Raw genomic sequence first — 20694 nt, 5'->3', positions numbered from 1 at the left:
ACTTAATTGGCCCCATCTTTGCCCCCTCCCTCGCCCTCGGGGGCCAACTGGAGTATAAAAAGAGCAACCTCCATAAAAACAACGGGTTCATCACATGGCAGCAGCCGAGTTCAGACAGCTTGGGGACTATCTTGGCAGTCAAATTCTGGGACAGGGAGCACTGATAGAAGGGCTGCTGATCGCCCTGCTATGTGAAGGACATGTGTTAATCGAAGGCGCCCCCGGTCTTGCCAAAACCCGCGCCGTCAAGGCGCTGGCCGGGGCCGTGGAGGGGCGTTTCGCCCGCATCCAGTTTACCCCCGACCTGCTGCCTGCCGATCTCACCGGCAGCGAGGTGTTTCACCCGCAAGACGCCAGCTTAGTGTTCCAGCCCGGCCCCCTGTTCAACCACCTGGTGCTGGCGGACGAAATCAACCGGGCCCCCGCCAAGGTGCAATCCGCGCTGCTGGAAGCCATGGCCGAGCACCAGATAACAGTGGGCAAGAAGAGTTGGCGCCTGCCACCGCTGTTCATGGTTGCGGCGACCCAAAACCCCATAGAGCAGGAAGGGACCTACCCGTTGCCGGAGGCCCAGCTCGACCGCTTCCTGCTCAAGCTGCTGGTGGAGTACCCCAGCCCTGCCATGGAGCTCGCCATCTTGCAACTCAACGCCCGCGGCGAACAGCTGACGCCACCGCCAGTCACCCTGAGCCAGGCCGACCTGCTGGCGGCCCGCTCAGCGGTACAGGCAGTCCAGATGCAGGGGCGACTCGAGCACTATCTGGTGCAATTGGTGTGCGCCACACGCCCGGACAGTGGCCTGTGCCCCGAGCTTGCGCCCCTTATCGCCGTGGGTGCCAGCCCCAGGGCCAGCATAGGCCTGGCCCGCGCCGCCCGCGCCAAGGCTTGGCTCGCCGGACGGGACTTCGTGCTGCCGGAAGACATACAACAACTGGCGCCGGCCATACTGCGCCACCGCCTCATTCCCAGCTATCAGGCGCTGGCAGACAACCTGGACAACGACATCCTGATCGCCCGACTACTGGACGCAATACCGTGCCCTTGACTTCCCACCCGGCCCCCCGCGCACATCCCGATATTGCCCTCACCCTGGCCCAGTTGCTGGCCATCCGGCTGTGGGCGAGACAGGGGCCGAAGCCGCGTGTCCAACCGGCCCAGCAGGGCCGGCTTGGCCGCATGCCGGGGCTCACCTTTCGCGAGCTGCGCGCCTATCAGGCGGGGGATGAGGTGCGCCACATCGACTGGCGGGTCACTGCCCGGCTCGGTCGCCCCTACACCCGACTCTACAGCGAGGAGCAGGATCAGGCCCACTGGCTGCTGCTCGATCTCTCCCCCGCCATGTACTTCGGATCCCGTTGCCAACTCAAGGCTCGCCTGGGCTGCGAGCTGGCGGCGGCCCTCTTGTGGCAGGGGGAGAAACAGGCCAACACCCTGATCTGCCACGGCGTTGAGTGCCATGTCCACCCCCAGCGCGGCCCCTTGGTGCCCTTGCTGGAGGCCCTGTGTCACCACTACGACAAGGGGCTGGATCGCACGCCCCTGCCGCGATCACTGGCCCAGACCCTGGCACGGCTCACCCTGCCTCATGGCGCCAGATTGACGATCATCACGGATCACCAACCCTGCGATGCGGCCCTCTGCCAGCAGTTGCAACTGCTCGGTCGACGCCACGACATCCACTGCTGGCAGATCCGGGATCCGCTGGAGGCAGACCTGCCCGACCAGGGACGGCTGGCGGTGCAAGCGGGCAGACAGAGAGGCTGGCTCGACGCCACCCAGCCAGGCTTTGCCCACCGCTATCAACGGGCGGCCGAGCGGCTGGCCCGGCAAAACCATCAGCAACTGCTGCCGCTGGTGCAGCGTCTCTACCGGCTCGACAACGGCCAGCCGCTGCAACGCCAGTGGCAGGAGGGCGCATGTCGCCAGTTCTGAGCCTGCTCGCCGCCATCTCCAGCGCGCCTCCCGTGTCCGCGCTGGCAGCGCAGCTGCGCGACATCCACCCTGGCCCCATGTTGACCCAGGCACCGGATCCCCGCCTTCAGGGCTGGTGGGCGCTGCTGATCATACTGCTGATGGGGGCGCTGATCGGCCCAGCCCTGCTCAGCCTGCTGCGCTATCGCCACTGGCAGCGACAAATCGACTGGCAGGCGCCCGAGCTGGTGCCCCGACTGCAGGCCGCGCTGCGTGAGGCCGCCCTTGGCCGCTGGCCCGAGGCGCGCACCTTGCAAGGGGAGGCCTGGCTCGCGTTTCTGGACAGGCAGGGAGGCAGCCAGTTCCGTGAGTTTGCCCCCCTGTGGCCACACTGGCTCTACGGTCAGGGGATACCGGATCCCCGCCAACGGGAGGCGCTGCGCCGCGCCTACCTCCGTTGGGGGCGAGCCTGCTGCTGCCTGCCACAGAGGGTGATCACACTGAGGATCCGTTGGCAACAGGGTCTGGCGCGCCTTCGCGCAAGGAGCTCATCATGATCCTCGCCTGGCCCTGGTTTGCGCTGGCACTGGTAGTGCCACTCCTGGTGCGCTTCGGCCTGCCGCCGCGTTCAACCGACCAGCACAATGGAACTACGCTGGCGCACGACGGCTTTCCTCTGTTGCGTGCCCACGCCGGCCAGCCACTCTGGCGCATGGCCCTGTGCTGGTGCGCCCTGGTGCTGGCCCTGTGCCGCCCCCAATGGCAGGAGCCGCCCCTCGTCAGTTACCAGAGCAGCCGGGATCTGATCCTGGCGGTGGATCTCTCCGACAGCATGCGTACCCAGGACATGCTGGATGAGGGGGAGCAACGGGACAGGCTCAGTGCGGTGCGCCAGCAGATAAGTCAGCTGATCCAGGCCCGCCCCGGCGATCGCATCGCCCTCATCGTCTTCGCCGATCACGCCTACCTGCTTTCGCCCCTGACCCAGGAAACCCAGGCTCTGCTCACCCTGGCCCGCGAGCTGGACTTCGATCTGGTGGGCCGCACCACGGCACTGGGGGAAGCCATACTGCTGGCCCGCCAGCACGCCGACCCCAACCGCCCCACCGCTCTGCTGCTGGTCACCGATGGTCGCAACACGGCGGGCAGCGCCGATCCCCTGAGCGAGGCAAAACGGGCCGCTGCCAGCGGCATGACCCTCTATACCCTGGGGGTGGGGGCCGATCCCGATACCTTCGCCGAGGCACTGGCTCCGGCTCAGAGCGATCCCAGCACCGAGCTGGACGAGGCCCTGCTGCAACAACTGGCCAAGATGGGCCATGGCCGCTATTTCCGCGCCCGCACCCAAAGCGATCTCGATGCCATCAACCAGACCCTGGATACCCTGGAGCCCCTCGCCACGCCCCACACCCACTATCGACCCAACGTCGAGCTCTACCCCTGGCCGCTGGCGCTGGCCTGGCTGCTGTTGAGCTGGCCCGCCCGGCTGCGCTGGCCCCACTCCTTGCGTCTACGCTGGCGACTGCCACGGGGGCAGGCTCATGATTAAACCACGCTGCCAGGGATGGCCGTCATGGAGCTGATCCTCTTGCGCCCGCTCTGGCTGCTGGCCCTGCTGCCCTGGCTGTGGCAGGGCTGGCGTCGTCGCCGGCAGCCACCGTTGCTCGCCCCTGCCATGCAGGCCTACCTGCTGCCGGGGCGCCGCCGTACCCTGCCCTGGCTCTGGCTGGCGGGTCTGCCCGTCATACTGGCCCTCAGCGGCCCCGCCCTGCGCCAGCAGAGCCAGGCCATCCCGACACCGGCCCTCGACATCTGGTTACTGGATCTCTCCCGCTCCATGCTGGCTACCGATCTGCTGCCAGACAGAGCCACCCGGGTGCGGGTGCTGCTGCAGGATATGTTGGCCGAGGCCCACCCTGGCAAGGAGGGGCGCCCCATCGCCCTCATACTGTTTGCCGGCGATGCCTACCTCGCCATGCCTGCCACCCGGGATCACCAGGCGATGGCGCTGCTGTTGCCCGACCTGCGCCCGGCCATCATGCCCAAACAAGGGAGTGCCCCCGAGCGCGCCGTGGCGCTGGCGCTCGACCAGATCCCCCCGGGCCAGCAAGCACGCCTGCTGCTGGTCACCGACGGTCTCTCGGCGCAGCAGGCAGAGAGGATCCGTGCGCTCTGGCCCTGTCAGGGCAGCCTGTTTTGTCATCAGCAGGCGGCGCCCCGCCTCGATATCCTGCTCGCCAACGGCGGCAAAAGCAGCAGGCTGCCGCCCGCCACCAGCGAGATACAAGGCTTTGGCGCAACCTTAGGCCGCGAGCTGCCCGCCCCCGATGTGGCTACCATGCAGCAGCTGGCCAGCGAGCTTGGCGGTCAGTTGCAATGGCTGCAGGCCGGGCTGCCACGCTTTGCCCCCCTCCCCATGAGCCAGACGCTGACGGCCCATCAGTCACGGGATCTGGGCCCCTGGTTGCTGCTGCCCCTGCTGCCCCTGGCCCTGCTGGCCCGCGTCGGCACGCTCTGGCTGCTTCTGCTGGCCGCAGGTACTGGCCTCTTCAGTCCACCTCCCTTGCAGGCCAGCCCAGCCTCCGCGTTATCCACGCAGGAGAGCCAGGCCTGGCAAGCGTTCCAGCAGGGGCACTATCTGGCAGCGGCTCGCCGCTTCCAGGACCCCGTCTGGCAGGGGAATGCCTGGTACAGAGCCGGTGACTACGCCCGGGCCGTCGCCGCCTACACCCGAGCCAACAGTGCAACCGCCCACTACAACCGGGGCAATGCGCTGGTACAGCTCGGGGATCTGGTCGCCGCCGAACAAGCTTATCTGGCAGCGCTGGCGCTAGAGCCCGGCCACCAGGATGCACTCTATAACCTCGCCCTGCTGCGAGCCCAGCCGCCCCAGGCCAGCCCGGCTGCGCAAGATCCCAAGCCCATCGACGCCCCCGAGCAGGCCACCACCCCGGACGCGCCGCTGCCGCCAGCCCCCCCCGTGGTGCTGCTGGAGCAGCGGCTGCGCAAGGAGGCCGAGCGTCGTCAGCTCAAGGAAGAGGTGAAAGGCACCTGGAATAGAGCACTGAAAGGGGATGACACCTGGTGAAAATCAATCCTCTGCTGTGTTTGCTGCCTTGCTGGCTGCTGCTCTGCCTGCTTTCAACCCCTGTGCTGGCCGCGCCGCCAAGGGCAGAGCTGTTGCCGGGGGCCGACAGCCGTGACTGGCTGCTGGTCATAGAGGCGGACGGGGAGCGCCAGAGCAACGAACTCGTCATCGCCCCCCTGCTGCGCCAGTTCGCAGTGGGCAAGGTAACCATGAGCCGGGTCACCACTCCCGTGCACAGCCTGACCCGTTGGCAGATCCCGCTGCACACCCTGGATACGAGCCCCGAGGTTGTGCCCTCCCTATCACTTGGGCAGGAGCAGACTCCAGCCTTGCCCCTGCCGCTGCGCCGCCAGGCGGGCACACTGGTAGCGCAACCCAGCCAGGCCATCTCCCCCATAGAGCTGCAGGCCAGGGTGCTGCATCAGGGGCCGCTTTATCCGGGCCAACCCTTCATCTATCAACTCAGCCTCTGGTTACCCGCCAACATGGAGGCCCCCAACCTCACAGAGCCAGCCAGCGACGCCTTCACCATTCGCCGCCTGGGCGAGGATCAGTGGCAGGCCCCGGCAGGGTCAGGACTGCCGGGCCGGCTGACCCGCAACTGGCTGCTGCAGGCCAGAGAGCCCGGGCTACATCCGCTGGTGTCGCCGCGTTTTCAGGGCCGTCTGCCCCAGGATAACGGCACCAGTGACCCCCTCTCGGCCAGAGCGGACACCCTGTTTGTGAAAATCGACCTGGCGCCGCAGCAACCAGTGGCCAGCCAGTTGACCCTGAGCCAGCAGTTAAGCCCGGCCTCGGGTGCCAGGGTGGGAGAGCCGGTGATCCGCACCCTGACGCTGGTGATGGAAGGGGGCGATGGCAACCGGCTCACCCTGCCCAAGCTCACCGGGCCCGCTGCCCTGCCCGCCGCAATGGCGGCAAGACCGGATGGAGAACAGCAGCAGGAGCGCTTTCTCGCCAAGGGAGTGCTGCGCTTCGAGCGCCAGTGGCGTCAGGCCTTGACGGCCACAGCGCCAGGCGACTACCTGTTGCCAGCCATCACGCTGCCCTGGTTCAACACCCGGAGCGGGCGCATCGAATACGCCCGTCTGCCCGCCACCCCGCTGCGCATCGAGGCAGTCACACCGACACAGGAAGCCTTCACCGGACCAAACCATGAGAGCCTTTACTGGGTGATCTGGGCCCTGCTGCTGCGCGCCCTCTGGCAAGGGTGGCCACGCTGGCACGCCTTCTATCGCTTGCAGCGGGCACTGCGGCGCGAGGATGCAAACCATGCCAGAGCGACCTTGCTGGCATGGGCCAGCCTGCGCTGGCCACGACGCCATGCGCACCGCACCGCACACCTCACTGACTTGCCCTGTCGCCATGCCCCCGCGCTTGCCACCGGACTCGCCGCACTGGATCGCGCCTGTTTTGCCACCCAGGCCTCCCCCTCTGACCGTCAGCCCCCATGGCAAGGCCTCGCCGGCCCGCTATGCGCGTATGAACCTTTTGCGATAGCCTATGGCCTCATGCAACTGGCACGCCTGGGTCAATGACCCTTGGGGACACTCATATAAAGGAAGCCCAGCGATGGCGTTAGGTTTTTTCAAAAAAAAAGGAGCCACCGTCGGAAAGGATCCCACGGTTTCCCCGGTCTATGGAGGCATGGCAGACAAACAGACCAAATACGAAGCCCTGGTGCATGCCCTGCACGGGGACATTTATCGCTACGCCTACTGGCTATGTCGGGATCCGCAGGTGGCGGAGGATCTGGTGCAGGAGACTTTCCTGCGCGCCTGGAAGGGCATCGACTCGCTGCTCGATGACAAGGCCGCCAAGGCCTGGCTCATCACCATATTGCGACGGGAGAATGCCCGCCGGTTCGAGCGCAAGCAGTTCGATCTCATCGATCTCGACGAGCATCCCCAGAGCGATCCGGATGCCTTGCACAACGAGCAGGAGATGGAAAACGAGTGGCTCAGACGCCATATAGCCCGCCTGCCCGCCGAGTATCAGGAGCCCCTGCTGTTGCAGGTGCTGGGGGGCTTCAGCGGCGACGAGATAGCGGCGCAACTGGGATTGAACAAGAACACCGTCATGACTCGCCTGTTTCGGGCCCGCAACCAGATCAAAGAGGCCATGGAGTCAACGACACAACAGAGAGGACACACCAATGGATGAGCTGGAATTTCGCCGGCGGGCCATCACCCATCCGCTGGAGCATGATCCCGCCTTTCTCGATGCGGCGCAGGCCTCCCCCGCCAATCGCAAGCATCTGGACGAGATGAAGCAGCTGGACCGTCGCCTGCATCAGGCGCTGGAGGTCGAGGTACCGGCCGGGCTGGCCGAGCGCATCCTGCTCAGGCAGGCGCTGAACGCCGAACAGGAGAGCCAGGTTCCCCTGCAAGTAAGCCCGCGCAGCCAATGGCGCCCGCTGGCCATGGCTGCTTCGGTCGCCTTCCTGCTCGGCATGAGCACCCGCTGGCTCAGCTGGCCGCTGACGCCACCGGCTGAACTCTCCCTTGCCCAGGTTGCCATGGCCCACGTCTACGGGGAGGAGCCCTTCATCAAGGATGTGGATGAGAAGGTGAGCCTGCGCACCATCAACGCCAAGATGGAGAAATATGGCGCCACCCTGATGGGCATGCAAGACCTGAACGTCACCTACGTCAATCACTGTGCTTTTTACCAGGGACCGGCGCTGCACATGGTGTTTCAAGGCAAGATGGGACCCGTGACCCTGTTCCTGGTGCCCAAGCATGTGCCACTCACCCTGCAGCCCACTTTCGAAGATGGCCAGCTCAAGGGGGAGATAGTACAACTCAAGGGGGCCAACATGGTGTTAATCGGTGACATGCAGGAGCCACTGGATCCGATGGTGCAGGCGCTGGGGTCCCGTCTGCACTGGTCGATTTAACAGGAGTTAACCCAATCCTGACTCGCATCGCATCGAGTCAACTGCACGGGCAGACAATCCGGTTGTCTGCCCGTTCCTCTCCTTTCCCACCACAATCCTCACTCATTTGCCGCCCAATCACTGCAAATGGTCAAAATTATTTTTGTGATGCGGATCAGCATTAACGCTCGGATTTCATTCAATAAGTGGCAAAAGAGACTATTTAAACGCCAAGTTAAAACAAATGATTAACACAATAGTCACTTTTATGTATTCTGCTGTCACTGGTCTGATTTCTTACCTCCTACCAGAACCATAGAATCACGCCAGAATTGAATGGGAAGAAGCTGAAATAACAACAGATCTTGTCATATACGGTGGCAAAAAAGCCCTGATGCTGACAGAAAATCTGCCTACAAGAGAGAACACTATGACAACTGCCTTTTTCAAAAAGAGCCTGATCGCTGCCGCCGTCACCCTGGCCAGTACCCAAACCTTCGCCTCCGCGTTCCAGCTGAACGAACACTCAGCCTCCGGTCTGGGTCGCGCGTACTCAGGGGAAGCCGTCGTGGCGGACAATGCCTCCGTGGTGTCACGCAACCCGGCAGCCATGACCCGCTTTGACAAGATGGCACTCTCCGTCGCCGGCACCTATATCAAGCCGGATGTGGATGTAAATGGTGATATCTATGCCGGCCCCACCAAGTTGGCAAGCGCCAGCGAAAGCGGTATCGCGCCAAGCGCCTTCGTGCCTGCCACCTACTTCATCCAGCCGCTGAACGATCAGTGGGCATGGGGTGTCGGCATATTCTCCAACTACGGTCTGTCCACCGAATATTCCGACAACTTCAACGCGGGCTCCATCGCCGGCAACACAGAGCTGCTGACCGTCAATATCAACCCGAACATCGCCTACCGCGTCAACCAGCAATTCAGTGTCGGTGCGGGTCTGAACCTGGTGTATGCCGAGGCTGAATTGAACCGCCGAGCCGGTGTGCTGGCCGCCGTGCCGCCACTGAGTGGCGTGCCGGGCATCGGCAAGGACACCATCGTCAGCCACATGAAAGGGGATGACTGGGGTTACGGCTGGAACGTGGGCACCATGTATGAGGTGAACGAGAACAACCGTTTCGCCCTGACCTATCGCTCCCAGGTAGACCTGACCTTCAAGGGTGACTATCGGGGAACCTCCTCCGGCTTCAAGACAGTCGGTGGCGAACTGCCGCTGGAGCTGCCAGCCCAGGCCGAATTCGCCGGTTACCACCGCCTGAACCAGCAGTTTGCCACGCATTACTCGGTGAGCTGGACCGACTGGAGTGCCTTCCAGGAGCTCAAGGCCACCAGCGGCCAGTGCAACAGCGCTGACGGTGTCGGTGTCTGCCTGCACAAGCCGGAGAAGTTCAAGGACTCCACCCGTTACTCGCTGGGCGGCACCTGGTACATCAATCCCGCTTGGGAAGCTCGCATCGGCTTCGCCTACGACAAGACTCCGATCACGCAGGAATACCGCAGCCTGAGTATCCCGGACTCCGATCGCATATGGTACAGCGCCGGTGCCACCTACCACATCGACAAGGACATGAGCGTCGATTTCGGTATGGCCTATCTGGACGGCAAGAAAGTTGACGTCAACGAGAAGCTGGTCGAAAACAGCGAAGCGCTGCGCTGGAAGGGTACCTCCCACGGTAACGCCCTGCTGGCCTCCGCTCAGTTCAACATGAAATTCTGATCGTCAGCCAATTGAAAAGAGCGCCTACGGGCGTAATGCCAGTCAGTTAAGCATTTTTATGACTAAATATTCGAGATATTGAATATCAAAAACTGTTCCATGGTTGAAGAGTCAATTTGGCTCCAACCCTTGCCCTGACTGGCATGCAATAAAAAGAGGGAGGCATCATGCCTCCCTCACTCTTTAGCCCTTATCCCCTGCGGGTTGGGACTCAAATTCTCTTAACTGACTTGCATTACGCCTACGGGCGCTCTTTTTTTTATGACCAATTTCGTTTTCAGCGTACAGCTGTAGCAAACAGTTGTTCACTTTTCCTTTTTTATCAAGCTATTAGCCCCCTATCCCTCAGCATTTAATCTTGTTTTTCTCCCCGCAGCGCCTCTGCCGTTGCCTTACTGGTCATACCATATAAAATCCTGCACCCAACCATAAGACAGATTGAACGCCAAGTTCACTTTCAAGGACCATCCCATGCACTCCACCATGACGCCGTCTCTCATCGCCCTGCTGATGCTATCAAGCCAGGCCCAGGCGGCAGGTTTCCAGCTGGCAGAACAATCCGCCACCGGCATGGGCCGCGCCTTCGCAGGCGAGGCCGCTATCGCCGACAATGCCAGCGTGCTCTCCCGCAACGCCGCCGCCATGACCCGCTTCGATCGCATGGCCTTCTCCGGCGGCTTCATCTATGTGCGCCCCGACGTCAACATCCAAGGGATCACCCGGGTACCCACCGCCATGGGACCCGTTACGCTGGATGCGAGCGCCCACGACATTGCCGATGATGCCTGGATACCGAACGCCTACCTGATAGTGCCGCTCAATGAACAGTGGCGACTGGGGCTGGCAGCGACCGCCTACTACGGCCTCGGCGTCGAGATGCCGGACAACTATAATGCCGGTCACTTCGGCAATGTCTCCGATATCAAGACCCTGGATCTGGGTGCCTCACTGGCCTATCGCATCAACCGTGTCTGGTCTGTCGGTGCCGGTATATCCGCCATTCAGGGGGAAGGGGAAGTGGGTGGCACCTTCCCCTCCAACAACAAGATCGCCAAGCACCTGAAGGGGGATGGCTGGGCCATGGGCTGGAACCTGGGTACCCTGCTGACGCTGTCGGATGCGACTCGCATCGGCCTCTCCTACCGCCACGACGTGACCCTGAGGCTCTCTGGCGATGCCATCGGCATCGATCAAAACGATCAGCCATTTACCGATACCGGCAGCCTGGAACTCCCCCTGCCCGCCACCGCCGAACTGGCGCTGTTTCATCAGCTGACGCCTAGCCTGGCGCTGCACTCAAGTATCAACTGGACCAACTGGAGCAAGTTCGTGCAGCTCGAATCCGAGCTCGACCACCACGGTGTCATGCACATCAAGGACGAACATTGGGAAGACAGCTGGCGCTACGCTCTGGGCCTGACCTATCAGCTGGCACCACAATGGCAGCTGCGCTCCGGCCTGGCCTATGACCGCAGCCCGGTGCCGGCTGATCGCCGCACCATCTCAATCCCTGACTCTGATCGGGTCTGGTATAGCGCCGGGGTGGGTTACCAGATCGACCGCCACCTCTCGCTGGATCTGGGTCTGACCCTGATCGATGGCAAGAAGGTGGAGGTGACCGAAACCATGCAGCTGAAACCCGGGCTACCGCAGACCACCTCCACCTTCCAGGGTACCTCGGAAGGGGATGCCTGGCTGGCCGGCCTGCAGTTGAATTACCTCCTCTAGCCCAAGCAGAGGCAGATCTCTCCTGCCATACAAGCACTATGCCAGTTATTGACCGTTTCCAGTCCGGTAGCACTGGCATAGTGCGCATCTTCACAATAAAATCAGTCCAGTACCCACACTGGAGAGATGCATGTATTCATACGTAGCAAGGCAGCCCATCCTGGATCGGGAGTTGAATACCCACGCCTATGAGCTGCTGTTCCGCGACAGTCTGAATAATGTCTTTCCGGTGATCTCCTCCCAACAAGCCACAGCCAGACTGGTGGTCGAGCAGTTCCTGCAACAGAACATCGATCAGCTGCTCGGTGGGCATCCCTGCTTCATCAACTTCCCCCACTCCCTGTTGCTGGAGGGACTGGCCGAATGCCTGCCACAAGATAAGGTGGTCATCGAGATCCTGGAAGATGCCGATCCCGATGATGCCCTGCTGGCCAAGGTGCAGCAGCTGCATGGGCTGGGTTATCAGCTGGCGCTGGACGACTTCACCATGTCGGACGAGTGGGAGCGCTTCCTGCCCTATATCCACATCATCAAGTTCGATCTGCGCGCCACCTCGCTGTTGCGGATCAAGATGTTCATCCAGCAGCATAAGCACCTCTCGCTCACCTATCTGGCGGAGAAGGTAGAAGACAAAGCGGAGTTCGAACGGGTGAAAAAACTCGGTATCGATCTGTTCCAGGGTTTCTTCTTCAGTCGACCCGAAATGGTGAAACAGGCCACCATGGAGCCCGCTCAGGTGGTGGTGATGCAACTGCTTAACGTGGTCAATCAGGAGGAACCCGACCTCAATCGCATCGAGCAACTGCTAAGTCAGGACATATCGCTGTCACTCAAGCTGCTGCGTTACGTCAACCACCTGAAGAGCCACGCCAATCCGATCTCCTCCTTTCGCCAGGCGGCCGTCTATCTTGGCCACGCCCAGCTCAAGCGCTTTGTAACCCTGGTCGCCACCACCAGTGCGGGCCATGGCAAGAGCGCCGAGCTCTATCAGATGTCCATGATCCGGGCCCGTTTCTGCGAACTGCTGGCCCATGCCCATGCCCCTACCCAGCAGGCACAGCAAGCCTTCATCACAGGGTTGTTCTCGCTGCTGGATGTGCTGATGGAACAGCCGATGGACAAGCTGCTCGGCACCATTCCCCTGATCGAGGAGATCCGGGTCGCCCTGCTGGAACGCAAGGGCAACCTGGGGTTTTATCTCTCGTTCTGTGAGGATTATGAGAGTGCAAACTGGCAGCGCATCACCGCCAAAACGGCCCGGCTCGGGCTCAATGAAGAGAAGGTCAGCCAGCTCTATCTGGCCGCAACGGCCTGGGTCAACCAGCAACTCCAGGCCATGGCAGACACGGATTAACCCAGCTCGATGGCAACCGCCGTCGCCTCTCCCCCACCGATACACAGGCTAGCCACTCCCCGCTTCAGGCCACGCGTGCGCAACGCATGGATGAGGGTGACCAGGATCCGGGCACCGCTTGCCCCCAGGGGATGACCCAGCGCGCAGGCCCCGCCGTTCACATTCACCTTGTCATGGGGCAGCTTGCAGCCCGCCATCGCCAGCATACTGACCATGGCAAACGCCTCATTGACTTCGAACAGGTCAACCTCTTCCACTCGCCAGCCCACCTTGGCCAGCAAGCTATGGATGGCGCCGACCGGGGCGCTGGTGAACTCCGCAGGCGCGGCCGCATGACTCTGATAACCCACCAATCGTGCCAGCACGGGCAGATCCAGTTGCGCGGCCGTCTCGGCCCGCATCAGGATCAGCGCAGCCGCCCCATCCGAAATGGAGCTGGCGTTGGCTGCCGTGATGGTGCCCTGCTTGCTAAATGCCGGTTTCAAGTGAGGGATCTTATCGGGCCTGGCCTTGGCGGGTTGCTCATCCTCGGCAAGCAGCAGGGTATCTCCGGCCAGCACCGGTGCCAGCTCATCCCTGAAGGCACCGCTTTGTTGCGCCGCCAGGGCGCGCGCCAGGGAAGCGATGGCAAAAGCGTCCATGTCGGAGCGGGCCAGACCGGCGCGATCGGCACTCACCTGAGCGTAATGTCCCATCAGTTGTCCTTCATAGGCATCCTGCAGGCCATCAAGGAACATGTGATCCAGCACACTCTGATGCCCCATTCGAAAACCGCTGCGCGCCTTGTCAAGCAAGTAAGGCGCACGGCTCATGCTTTCCATACCGCCTGCGATCACGATGTGAGTGTCACCGAGGCGCAAGCCATCTGCCGCCAGCATCACCGCCTTCATGCCGGAACCACACACCTTGTTGACCGTGGTACAGGGGATGCTGTCCGGCAAGCCGGCCTTGAGCACCGCCTGACGCGCAGGCGCCTGGCCCACCCCGGCACTGAGCACATTGCCCATATAAGCTTCATCTATCTGTTCCCCCTTGAGGCCAGCTTGCACCATGGCGGCCGCAATGGCGCAAGCGCCTAGCTCAGGGGCAGACACATTGGCCAACGCCCCCTGGAAGGCCCCCATGGGGGTGCGTTTGGCCGCAACAATCACAATATCCATCAATTGCACTCTCCTTGTTACCTAGACATAACATATGCTGCTCCCGCTGCGGGAACAAGACTTGCGGGGCAGTTGACGTTTGGGTAAGGTACCAGCCTGCATTGACAACAAAATGACAGTCAAGATAGCGCCATGAACCGAACCAAGGATGACTCACGGACCTACAGCATCAGCGAACTGGCCCGTGAATTTGATGTGACGACCCGAAGTATTCGTTTTTATGAAGATCAGGGACTTTTGAATCCTACCCGTCAGGGACAGACCCGGATCTACAGCCGGCAGGACCGGGTACGCCTCAAGCTGACCCTGCGCGGCAAGCGGTTGGGTTTCAGCCTGGCGGATATCCGCGATCTGTTCGATCTCTACGATGCGGACAAGAGTAGCCGAACCCAGCTGCAGACCATGCTGGGGTTGATTGCCGACAAGCGGGAGATGCTGGAGCAGCAGCTGGAAGACATCAAGATGGTCCTGCTGGAACTCGATGCCGCCGAGCAGCGCTGCCAGCAGGCACTGAACCAGTTGCAGAGAAGCACTGGGGATAAACCATAAAAAGGGGCCGGCTGGCCCCTTTTTCAATGACTCGTTTGTGTTCCTGTTATTTTGACCAACGATCCGGATCGTAATCCGGGCTGTAGCGGTCGATGATAATGGCGCAGGCCGCATCCCCTGTGATATTCAGGGCGGTACGGATCATGTCGAACAGGCGATCCAGTGCAAACAACAGCGGCAGCCCCTCGATCGGGATCCCGGCAGCCAGCAGCACGGCCACCACCAGGAAGCTCGGGCCCGGCACTCCGGCCTGACCAATAGCCCCCAGGGTCGAGGTCACTATGATGGCGGCCCAGGCACCCATGGAGAGATCTATGTTGTAGACCTGGGCGAAGAAGATGGCGACCAGACCGTAATAGATGGCATTGCCGCTCATGTTGATGGTGGCACCGAGCGGCAACACAAAGGAAGCCGTGGCGTTGGTCACCTTCAGATCCCGCTCGCAGGTTTCCATGTTCACCGGCAGGGTCGCCATGGAAGAGGCGGTGGAGAAGGCGACGATCTGCGGCTTCTTCATGGCAGAGAAGTACGTCATCACCGGCGTATTGGAGAAGATCATCACCAGCAGCGGGTAGACCACAAAGCCGAAGATCAGCGTGGCAGCCACATAGACCACGAACAACTTGAGAACCAGGGTCAGCACGTCGAAACCGTAGGTGCCTATGGCCTCGGCCATCAGACCAAATACCCCGAGCGGTGCTATCAGCATCACCTTGTTGATCATCCAGACGAAGGCGTCCACCAGCGTGTTGAGCCCGTCCACCAGCGGCTTGGCGCGCTCGCGGGGCTGCTTGGCCAGCGCGATGCCGAGGAACATGCAGAACACCAGGATCTGCAAAATGTTGGCCTCGTTCAGTGCCTGGAACACGTTGGTCGGGATCATGCCAAGCAGGGTCGACACCGCATCCGGCAAGGCGCCCTTGTCAGCGTAGTCACCGGAGAACATGGAAGCCATGGAGCCAAAATCGACCCCGACACCCGGTTTGAAGATTTGCCCCATCACCAGTGCCAGCAGCACGGCCAGCGCAGAGGTACCGAGGAAGAAAACCAGGGTGGTGACCCCTATCTTGCCTGCCGCCGGGCTGGCGCCCAGATTGGCCGCGCCCGACAGTATGGCGACGGCCACCAGCGGGATCACCAGCATCTTGATCAGCTGGATAAAAAGGGTACCGAGCGGCGCAAAGATGGTGGCTTGTTCACCCATGAACGCCCCCACCAGTGCCCCCAGCACCATGGCCACCACAACCTGGAAGCCAACGTTCTTTATGAGTCCTTTTGTTAACACAGAATGTTCCTTTTATTAGCAAATATTCACACTTTCCCAGTGTAATTAACCAAACAGGGGAAGAAACCTTGTTCATTCCCCTGAGCGCGCGCTTTATCTCACATTTATCTGCTATTTTAAATCGCCAGATCGTTAACAGGAGTTATTGATAAGTTTGCAAAAAGGTAAAGATTCAAAAGGAACATGGCGGTTTTTGCTACTTTGTTCATGACAACCGACAAAAAAATGTGCTATTTTTGCTATTCAAACGTGCATACATGGATGGAAACATGCTGAAAGTTAACGAATATTTTGACGGAAATGTAAAATCCATCGGTTTCGAGCAAAAAGGAGACAAAGCCACGGTCGGTGTGATGAATGCGGGCGACTACCAGTTCAATACCGCCGCCCCCGAGCGGATGACGGTGGTCAAGGGTGCCATCACCATACAACTGGCCGATGAGGATGAATGGCGCACCTACAGTCAAGGCCAATCCTTCGACGTGGCGGGCCACTCCTCTTTCAAGCTGGAGGTGAAAACCCCCACCGCCTATCTGTGCGAATTCCTCGACTGAGTGACCGAATGCAGATGAGTGGCTGAACAGAGCCAAGGAGCGGGCCCAAGTCCCGCTCCTTCTCTTTGACGCCCGCGCGCTCATTCCAACCTTTCCTGCCCGCTGCCAGCCACTCATTTGTATGCCGCCATCACACGCCTCAGCTTCCCTGCTTTCCATCGACTACAAAAAAATTACAATGTTTAGACAAACCCCATAATCGGAGTGGTGTCATGATCAGTGTCTTCGACCTGTTTTCCATCGGGATCGGCCCTTCTTCTTCGCATACCGTGGGGCCGATGCGGGCCTCCTGCACCTTTGTTAAAGAGCTCAAGCGACAGGGTCTGCTACCCCGGATCGAACGGGTAGAAGTGGAATGCTACGGCTCCCTTGGTCAGACCGGCAAGGGCCATGGCACCGGCAAGGCCATCATTCTGGGGTTGGCCGGCTTTGATCCGGAATCAGTGGACATAGAGGCGATTCCCGCCTTCCTCAGCGAAGTGGATCGCAACCAGTCGCTGCTGCTGGCAGGCGATCAGCCATGCCAGTTCGCCCGAAGTGGCGCCATCATCTTCAATCGCCGCAAGACACTGCCCGCCCACTCCAACGGCATGACGCTGCGGGCCTTCGCCAGCGAAACCCTGCAGTTCGAGCAGACCTACTACTCGGTCGGCGGCGGCTTCATTATAGAAGAGAGCCACTTTGCCAACGCCAAAGAAGAGGCGGCCCGCTTCGATGCCGCCCATCCCATTCCCTACCCGTTCGAGAGCGGCGCCCAGCTGCTGGCCCATTGCCAGGAGAGTGGCCTCTCCATCTCGGGTCTGATGCTGGCCAACGAGAAGGTGTTTCGCAGCGAACAAGAGATAAAAGCGGGACTGCGCAAGATCTGGCAGGCGATGCAGGCCTGTGTCGAGCGCGGCTGTCGCAGTGAAGGGGTACTGCCAGGTGGCCTCAAGGTGAAACGCCGGGCCCCGGCCCTCCATCGTCAGCTCAGTTGCGAGACCAACTTCAACAAGGATCCCCTGATGGTGATCGAGTGGGTGGACTTGTTTGCGCTGGCCGTCAACGAAGAGAACGCCGCCGGAGGCCGGGTGGTCACCGCCCCCACCAACGGCGCCGCCGGCATCATTCCCGCCGTGCTGCACTACTATGATCGTTTCGTACGCAAGGTGGATGATGAACTGCTGCTGAGCTACTTCCTTACCGCCGCCGCCATCGGCATCCTATATAAGAAGAACGCCTCCCTGTCGGGGGCCGAAGTGGGCTGCCAGGGGGAAGTGGGCGTCGCCTGCTCCATGGCCGCCGGCGCCCTGACCGAAATTCTGGGTGGCAGTCCCGCCATCGTCGAGAATGCCGCCGAGATCGGTATGGAACACAACCTGGGCCTCACCTGCGATCCGGTGGGCGGGCTGGTGCAGGTGCCCTGCATAGAGCGCAACGCCATGGGCGCGGTCAAGGCCATCAATGCCTCCCGCCTGGCCCTGCGTGGCACGGGTGAGCACAAGGTGTCCCTGGACAAGGTGATCAAGACCATGTGGGAAACCGGCAACGACATGAAGACCAAGTACAAGGAAACCGCTCGCGGTGGCCTGGCGGTTAACATTACAGAATGTTAATAACAGCCAATTGACTCCACTTCGTCCCCACATACCCGGCCTGGCCGGGTATTTTTATGGGCAAACGCTTAACAAAATGGATAAGCATCAAAATAAATTTTATACTCGCGCCTCTGATTCAACAAAAATAGATCTATTTCAACTTTTTTTAGGCCTTGAACCGTTACACTGCGGTTATCTGGTTCATTGACCTCGGCGACGACGCCCTCGTCCCATGGATCACCCCGTTTCTGCGAGTGGGCATGGCGCCCCCTTCTATCCTGAGGTAATTGTTACATGATCAGCGTTTTTGATATCTTCAAAATCGGTGTTGGCCCCTCCTCTTCCCACACTGTCGGCCCGATGAAAGCTGCCAAACAGTTCGTGGATGAACTGCGTGCAGGCGGCAAGATCCGTGACATCACCCGGATCCAGGTCGATGTTTATGGCTCACTCTCCTGGACCGGTAAAGGTCATCACACCGATACCGCTATCATCATGGGTCTGGCGGGTAACCTGCCGGAAAACGTCGACATCGACGCCATCCCTGAATTCATCTCCCGCGTAGAGCAGACCGGCCGCCTGCCGATCGGCCTGCACTGCCACACTGTCAGCTTCCCCAAGGGTGCCATGGTGTTCCATGATGAGGCCCTGCCGCTGCATGAAAATGGCATGAAGCTGACCGCCTTCATCGAAGATGACGCTGTCTACAGCAAGACCTACTACTCCATCGGTGGTGGTTTCATCGTCGACGAAGAGAACTTCGGCAAGGCCGACAGCGGCGACATGTCCGTCAACTACCCATTCAAGAGCGCGGCTGAGCTTATCGCCCACTGCAGCCAGACCGGGCTCTCCATCTCCACCCTGATGCTGGAGAACGAGAAGTGCTTCAACACCCCGGAAGAGATCTACAAGAAGCTCGGCAAGATCTGGAACACCATGCGTGAAGGGATCGAGCGTGGCTGTCGCACCGAAGGTGTGCTGGCCGGCCCGCTGCGTGTGCCCCGCCGCGCGGCGCCCCTCTACCGTCAGCTGACCACCAACGAGAATCTCTCCAACGATCCGATGAATATCATCGACTGGGTCAACATGTTTGCCCTTGCGGTGAGTGAAGAGAACGCCGCCGGTGGCCGCGTCGTCACGGCACCGACCAACGGCGCCGCCGGTATCATCCCGGCCGTGCTGGCCTACTACGACAAGTTCATCCAGCCGGTGGGTCGCGACGAATACACCCGTTTCTATCTGGCTGCCGGTGCCGTGGGCATGCTCTACAAGATGAACGCCTCCATCTCCGGCGCCGAAGTGGGTTGCCAGGGTGAAGTGGGTGTCTCCTGCTCCATGGCCGCCGCGGGTCTGACCGAACTGATGGGCGGCAGCCCGGAGCACGTGTGTGAAGCCGCCGAGATCGGCATGGAGCACAATCTGGGTTTGACCTGTGATCCGGTTGCCGGTCAGGTGCAGGTACCTTGCATCGAGCGCAATGCCATCGCAGCCATGAAGGCGGTCAACGCCTCCCGCATGGCCCTGCGTCGTACCTCCAAGCCCCGCGTCTCCCTGGACAAGGTCATCGAGACCATGTACATCACCGGCAAGGACATGGACTCCAAGTACCGTGAAACCTCCCGTGGTGGCTTGGCCATCAAGGTGATGCAGGTTGCCTGCGATTAAGCAGCGGCTGCCAAAAATACAAAAAGGCGGGAATTCCCGCCTTTTTGTTGCCCGTTATTTCGATTGCCTCGCCTGACTTGTCATCCCTGCTCATTCCATATTCCCGCGCCCCATTCATCCCTCAAGATAAATACAGCGTTCCACACGCCACCTGAATCGTCCGGGTCTGCACCGATTATTCCACGAGGCGATCGGCCAGGGTGCCCACCGCCACCACGAAATAGTGGGAGCGATTCCAGTGGCGCAACACCAGATAGTTGGGATAAGCCAGATAGGCGCGGCCCTTGGCATCATCGGGGCGCACCAGAGAGGCCTGCATCTCGACCCCGGGCAAGGGGGAACCATCGAGCTGACGAACGCCGAGAGCCTGCCACGCCGACAGCTGCCGGGTCTGCTCCAGCCCGAGCAAGGCGGGATCCAGCCCCTCTGGCAGCTTGACCTGACGCCCCCAGGTTTCATCGCCGAGCCAACCATTCTGCTGCAGATAATTGGCTGCCGAACCAAACACATCCGCGAGATTGCCCCACAAGTCCTTCTTGCCGTCCCCATCCTGATCGACCGCGTACTTGAGGAAGGAAGATGGCATGAACTGCACCTGCCCCATGGCACCGGCCCAGGAGCCCTTGAAGGCGGATGGGGTCACATGCCCCTGCTCTATGATGCGCAGGGCATCCAGCAGTTGCCCCTTGAAAAAGTCCTCCCGCCGACCATCCCAGGCCAGGGTCGCCAGCGAGGAGATCAGCGGATAGGTGCCGGTCAATTTACCGAAATTGGTTTCTATGCCCCACAAGGCGACAATAAAACGGGGCTGCACGTCATATTCTGCCCCTATTTTTGTGAGCAGCGGCAAATGCTGACGATATAGGGCCTTGGCCTGATTGACTTTCCATTGCGGAACCGCGCGTGAAATATAGCTGTCCAGCGTCAGTTTAAATTCTGGCTGGTTTTTATCGTGTTTGATGGCGGGCTCGATGACCGAATATTGGCAAAGGCAGCGGCCACCGTTTCGGGCTTGATACCGGCGGCCAGGGCCTGCTGTTTGAGTCCAGCCACATAGGCGTAAAAATCGGGGCTGGCCTGCAAGGGGGCACCTGTCTCTTGATCAGATCTTGATCCCCGAAGCCATCATCTCTTTGGCGGCAATAAAGCCGTCCAGTTTACTTTGCAGTGTTTGCCAGCCTTCCCAGAGTGAGCTCCAGCCTGCAATCCCTGTTCG

17 protein-coding genes and 1 pseudogene are annotated in these 20694 nt (G+C 60.9%); 15 read left to right on the top strand and 3 right to left on the bottom strand.

Annotation, left to right across the window (positions count from 1 at the left end; translation table 11 throughout):
- Positions 1-94: 94 nt before the first annotated feature.
- From GWQ22_RS16275 to GWQ22_RS16225, 11 genes are all read left to right on the top strand, one after another.
- A complete protein-coding gene (locus GWQ22_RS16275; RefSeq protein ID WP_275930951.1) occupies positions 95-1045 on the top strand; it encodes a MoxR family ATPase in 951 nt (316 codons plus the stop codon).
- A complete protein-coding gene (locus GWQ22_RS16270) occupies positions 1042-1932 on the top strand; it encodes a DUF58 domain-containing protein (RefSeq protein WP_275930954.1) in 891 nt (296 codons plus the stop codon). Before GWQ22_RS16275 ends, GWQ22_RS16270 begins: the two co-directional genes overlap by 4 nt.
- Positions 1917-2468, top strand: coding sequence for a DUF4381 domain-containing protein (locus GWQ22_RS16265; protein WP_275930950.1), 552 nt, complete (start codon positions 1917-1919; stop codon positions 2466-2468). The genes GWQ22_RS16270 and GWQ22_RS16265 overlap by 16 nt, the downstream gene beginning before the upstream one ends.
- Positions 2465-3460 (top strand): VWA domain-containing protein, encoded by a 996-nt coding sequence (locus tag GWQ22_RS16260; protein WP_275930949.1) that lies wholly within the window; start codon positions 2465-2467, stop codon positions 3458-3460. The genes GWQ22_RS16265 and GWQ22_RS16260 overlap by 4 nt, the downstream gene beginning before the upstream one ends.
- Before the next feature lie 24 nt (positions 3461-3484).
- Positions 3485-4999 (top strand): VWA domain-containing protein, encoded by a 1515-nt coding sequence (locus tag GWQ22_RS16255; RefSeq protein WP_275930948.1) that lies wholly within the window; start codon positions 3485-3487, stop codon positions 4997-4999.
- Positions 4996-6537: a hypothetical protein gene (locus GWQ22_RS16250; RefSeq protein WP_275930947.1), complete on the top strand. Its 1542-nt coding sequence runs from the start codon at positions 4996-4998 to the stop codon at positions 6535-6537. The genes GWQ22_RS16255 and GWQ22_RS16250 overlap by 4 nt, the downstream gene beginning before the upstream one ends.
- 34 nt (positions 6538-6571) lie before the next feature.
- Positions 6572-7162 (top strand): sigma-70 family RNA polymerase sigma factor, encoded by a 591-nt coding sequence (locus tag GWQ22_RS16245; RefSeq protein WP_108535739.1) that lies wholly within the window; start codon positions 6572-6574, stop codon positions 7160-7162.
- On the top strand, positions 7155-7898 hold the full coding sequence (locus GWQ22_RS16240; RefSeq protein ID WP_275930946.1) for a DUF3379 domain-containing protein: 744 nt from the start codon (positions 7155-7157) through the stop codon (positions 7896-7898). The genes GWQ22_RS16245 and GWQ22_RS16240 overlap by 8 nt, the downstream gene beginning before the upstream one ends.
- Positions 7899-8307: 409 nt before the next feature.
- On the top strand, positions 8308-9606 hold the full coding sequence (locus GWQ22_RS16235; protein ID WP_275930945.1) for an outer membrane protein transport protein: 1299 nt from the start codon (positions 8308-8310) through the stop codon (positions 9604-9606).
- Positions 9607-10077: 471 nt separating this feature from the next.
- Entirely contained in the window at positions 10078-11334 is a 1257-nt protein-coding gene (locus tag GWQ22_RS16230; RefSeq protein ID WP_275930944.1) for an outer membrane protein transport protein, read from the top strand.
- Between the two features lie 130 nt (positions 11335-11464).
- Positions 11465-12688: an EAL domain-containing protein gene (locus tag GWQ22_RS16225; protein WP_275930943.1), complete on the top strand. Its 1224-nt coding sequence runs from the start codon at positions 11465-11467 to the stop codon at positions 12686-12688.
- On the opposite strand, the gene GWQ22_RS16220 is transcribed toward GWQ22_RS16225, so the two are convergent.
- Positions 12685-13848, bottom strand: a complete 1164-nt coding sequence (locus tag GWQ22_RS16220; RefSeq protein WP_042037325.1) for an acetyl-CoA C-acyltransferase — start codon at positions 13846-13848, stop codon at positions 12685-12687. The two genes, GWQ22_RS16225 and GWQ22_RS16220, sit on opposite strands and share 4 nt — an antisense overlap.
- A 132-nt stretch (positions 13849-13980) precedes the next feature.
- On the opposite strand from GWQ22_RS16220, the gene GWQ22_RS16215 reads away from it, so the two are divergent.
- Positions 13981-14397: a MerR family DNA-binding transcriptional regulator gene (locus GWQ22_RS16215; RefSeq protein WP_275930942.1), complete on the top strand. Its 417-nt coding sequence runs from the start codon at positions 13981-13983 to the stop codon at positions 14395-14397.
- A gap of 46 nt (positions 14398-14443) precedes the next feature.
- Here GWQ22_RS16215 and GWQ22_RS16210 read toward each other — a convergent pair whose 3' ends face one another.
- Positions 14444-15682 (bottom strand): dicarboxylate/amino acid:cation symporter, encoded by a 1239-nt coding sequence (locus GWQ22_RS16210; RefSeq protein ID WP_275930941.1) that lies wholly within the window; start codon positions 15680-15682, stop codon positions 14444-14446.
- A 269-nt stretch (positions 15683-15951) separates the two neighbouring features.
- On the opposite strand from GWQ22_RS16210, the gene GWQ22_RS16205 reads away from it, so the two are divergent.
- The 3 genes from GWQ22_RS16205 to GWQ22_RS16195 all read left to right on the top strand — a co-directional run bounded on the left by GWQ22_RS16205 (position 15952) and on the right by GWQ22_RS16195 (position 19478).
- Positions 15952-16236: a pyrimidine/purine nucleoside phosphorylase gene (locus tag GWQ22_RS16205; protein ID WP_275930940.1), complete on the top strand. Its 285-nt coding sequence runs from the start codon at positions 15952-15954 to the stop codon at positions 16234-16236.
- A gap of 212 nt (positions 16237-16448) precedes the next feature.
- Positions 16449-17831 (top strand): L-serine ammonia-lyase, encoded by a 1383-nt coding sequence (locus tag GWQ22_RS16200; RefSeq protein WP_275930939.1) that lies wholly within the window; start codon positions 16449-16451, stop codon positions 17829-17831.
- A gap of 276 nt (positions 17832-18107) precedes the next feature.
- Positions 18108-19478 carry an L-serine ammonia-lyase gene (locus tag GWQ22_RS16195; RefSeq protein ID WP_108537095.1) on the top strand — a complete coding sequence of 457 codons (1371 nt, stop codon included), beginning with the start codon at positions 18108-18110 and terminating at the stop codon, positions 19476-19478.
- 175 nt (positions 19479-19653) lie between these two features.
- Here GWQ22_RS16195 and GWQ22_RS16190 read toward each other — a convergent pair.
- Positions 19654-20561, bottom strand: a pseudogene (locus GWQ22_RS16190) (lytic murein transglycosylase).
- Positions 20562-20694 lie beyond the last annotated feature (133 nt).

Origin of the sequence: Aeromonas sp. 1HA1, from assembly GCF_029237385.1 — a bacterium.
Taxonomy (GTDB): Bacteria; Pseudomonadota; Gammaproteobacteria; order Enterobacterales; family Aeromonadaceae; genus Aeromonas; species Aeromonas popoffii.
The sequence above is the reverse complement of the archived record's forward strand: the minus strand, read 5'-3'. Positions and strand labels throughout refer to the sequence as shown.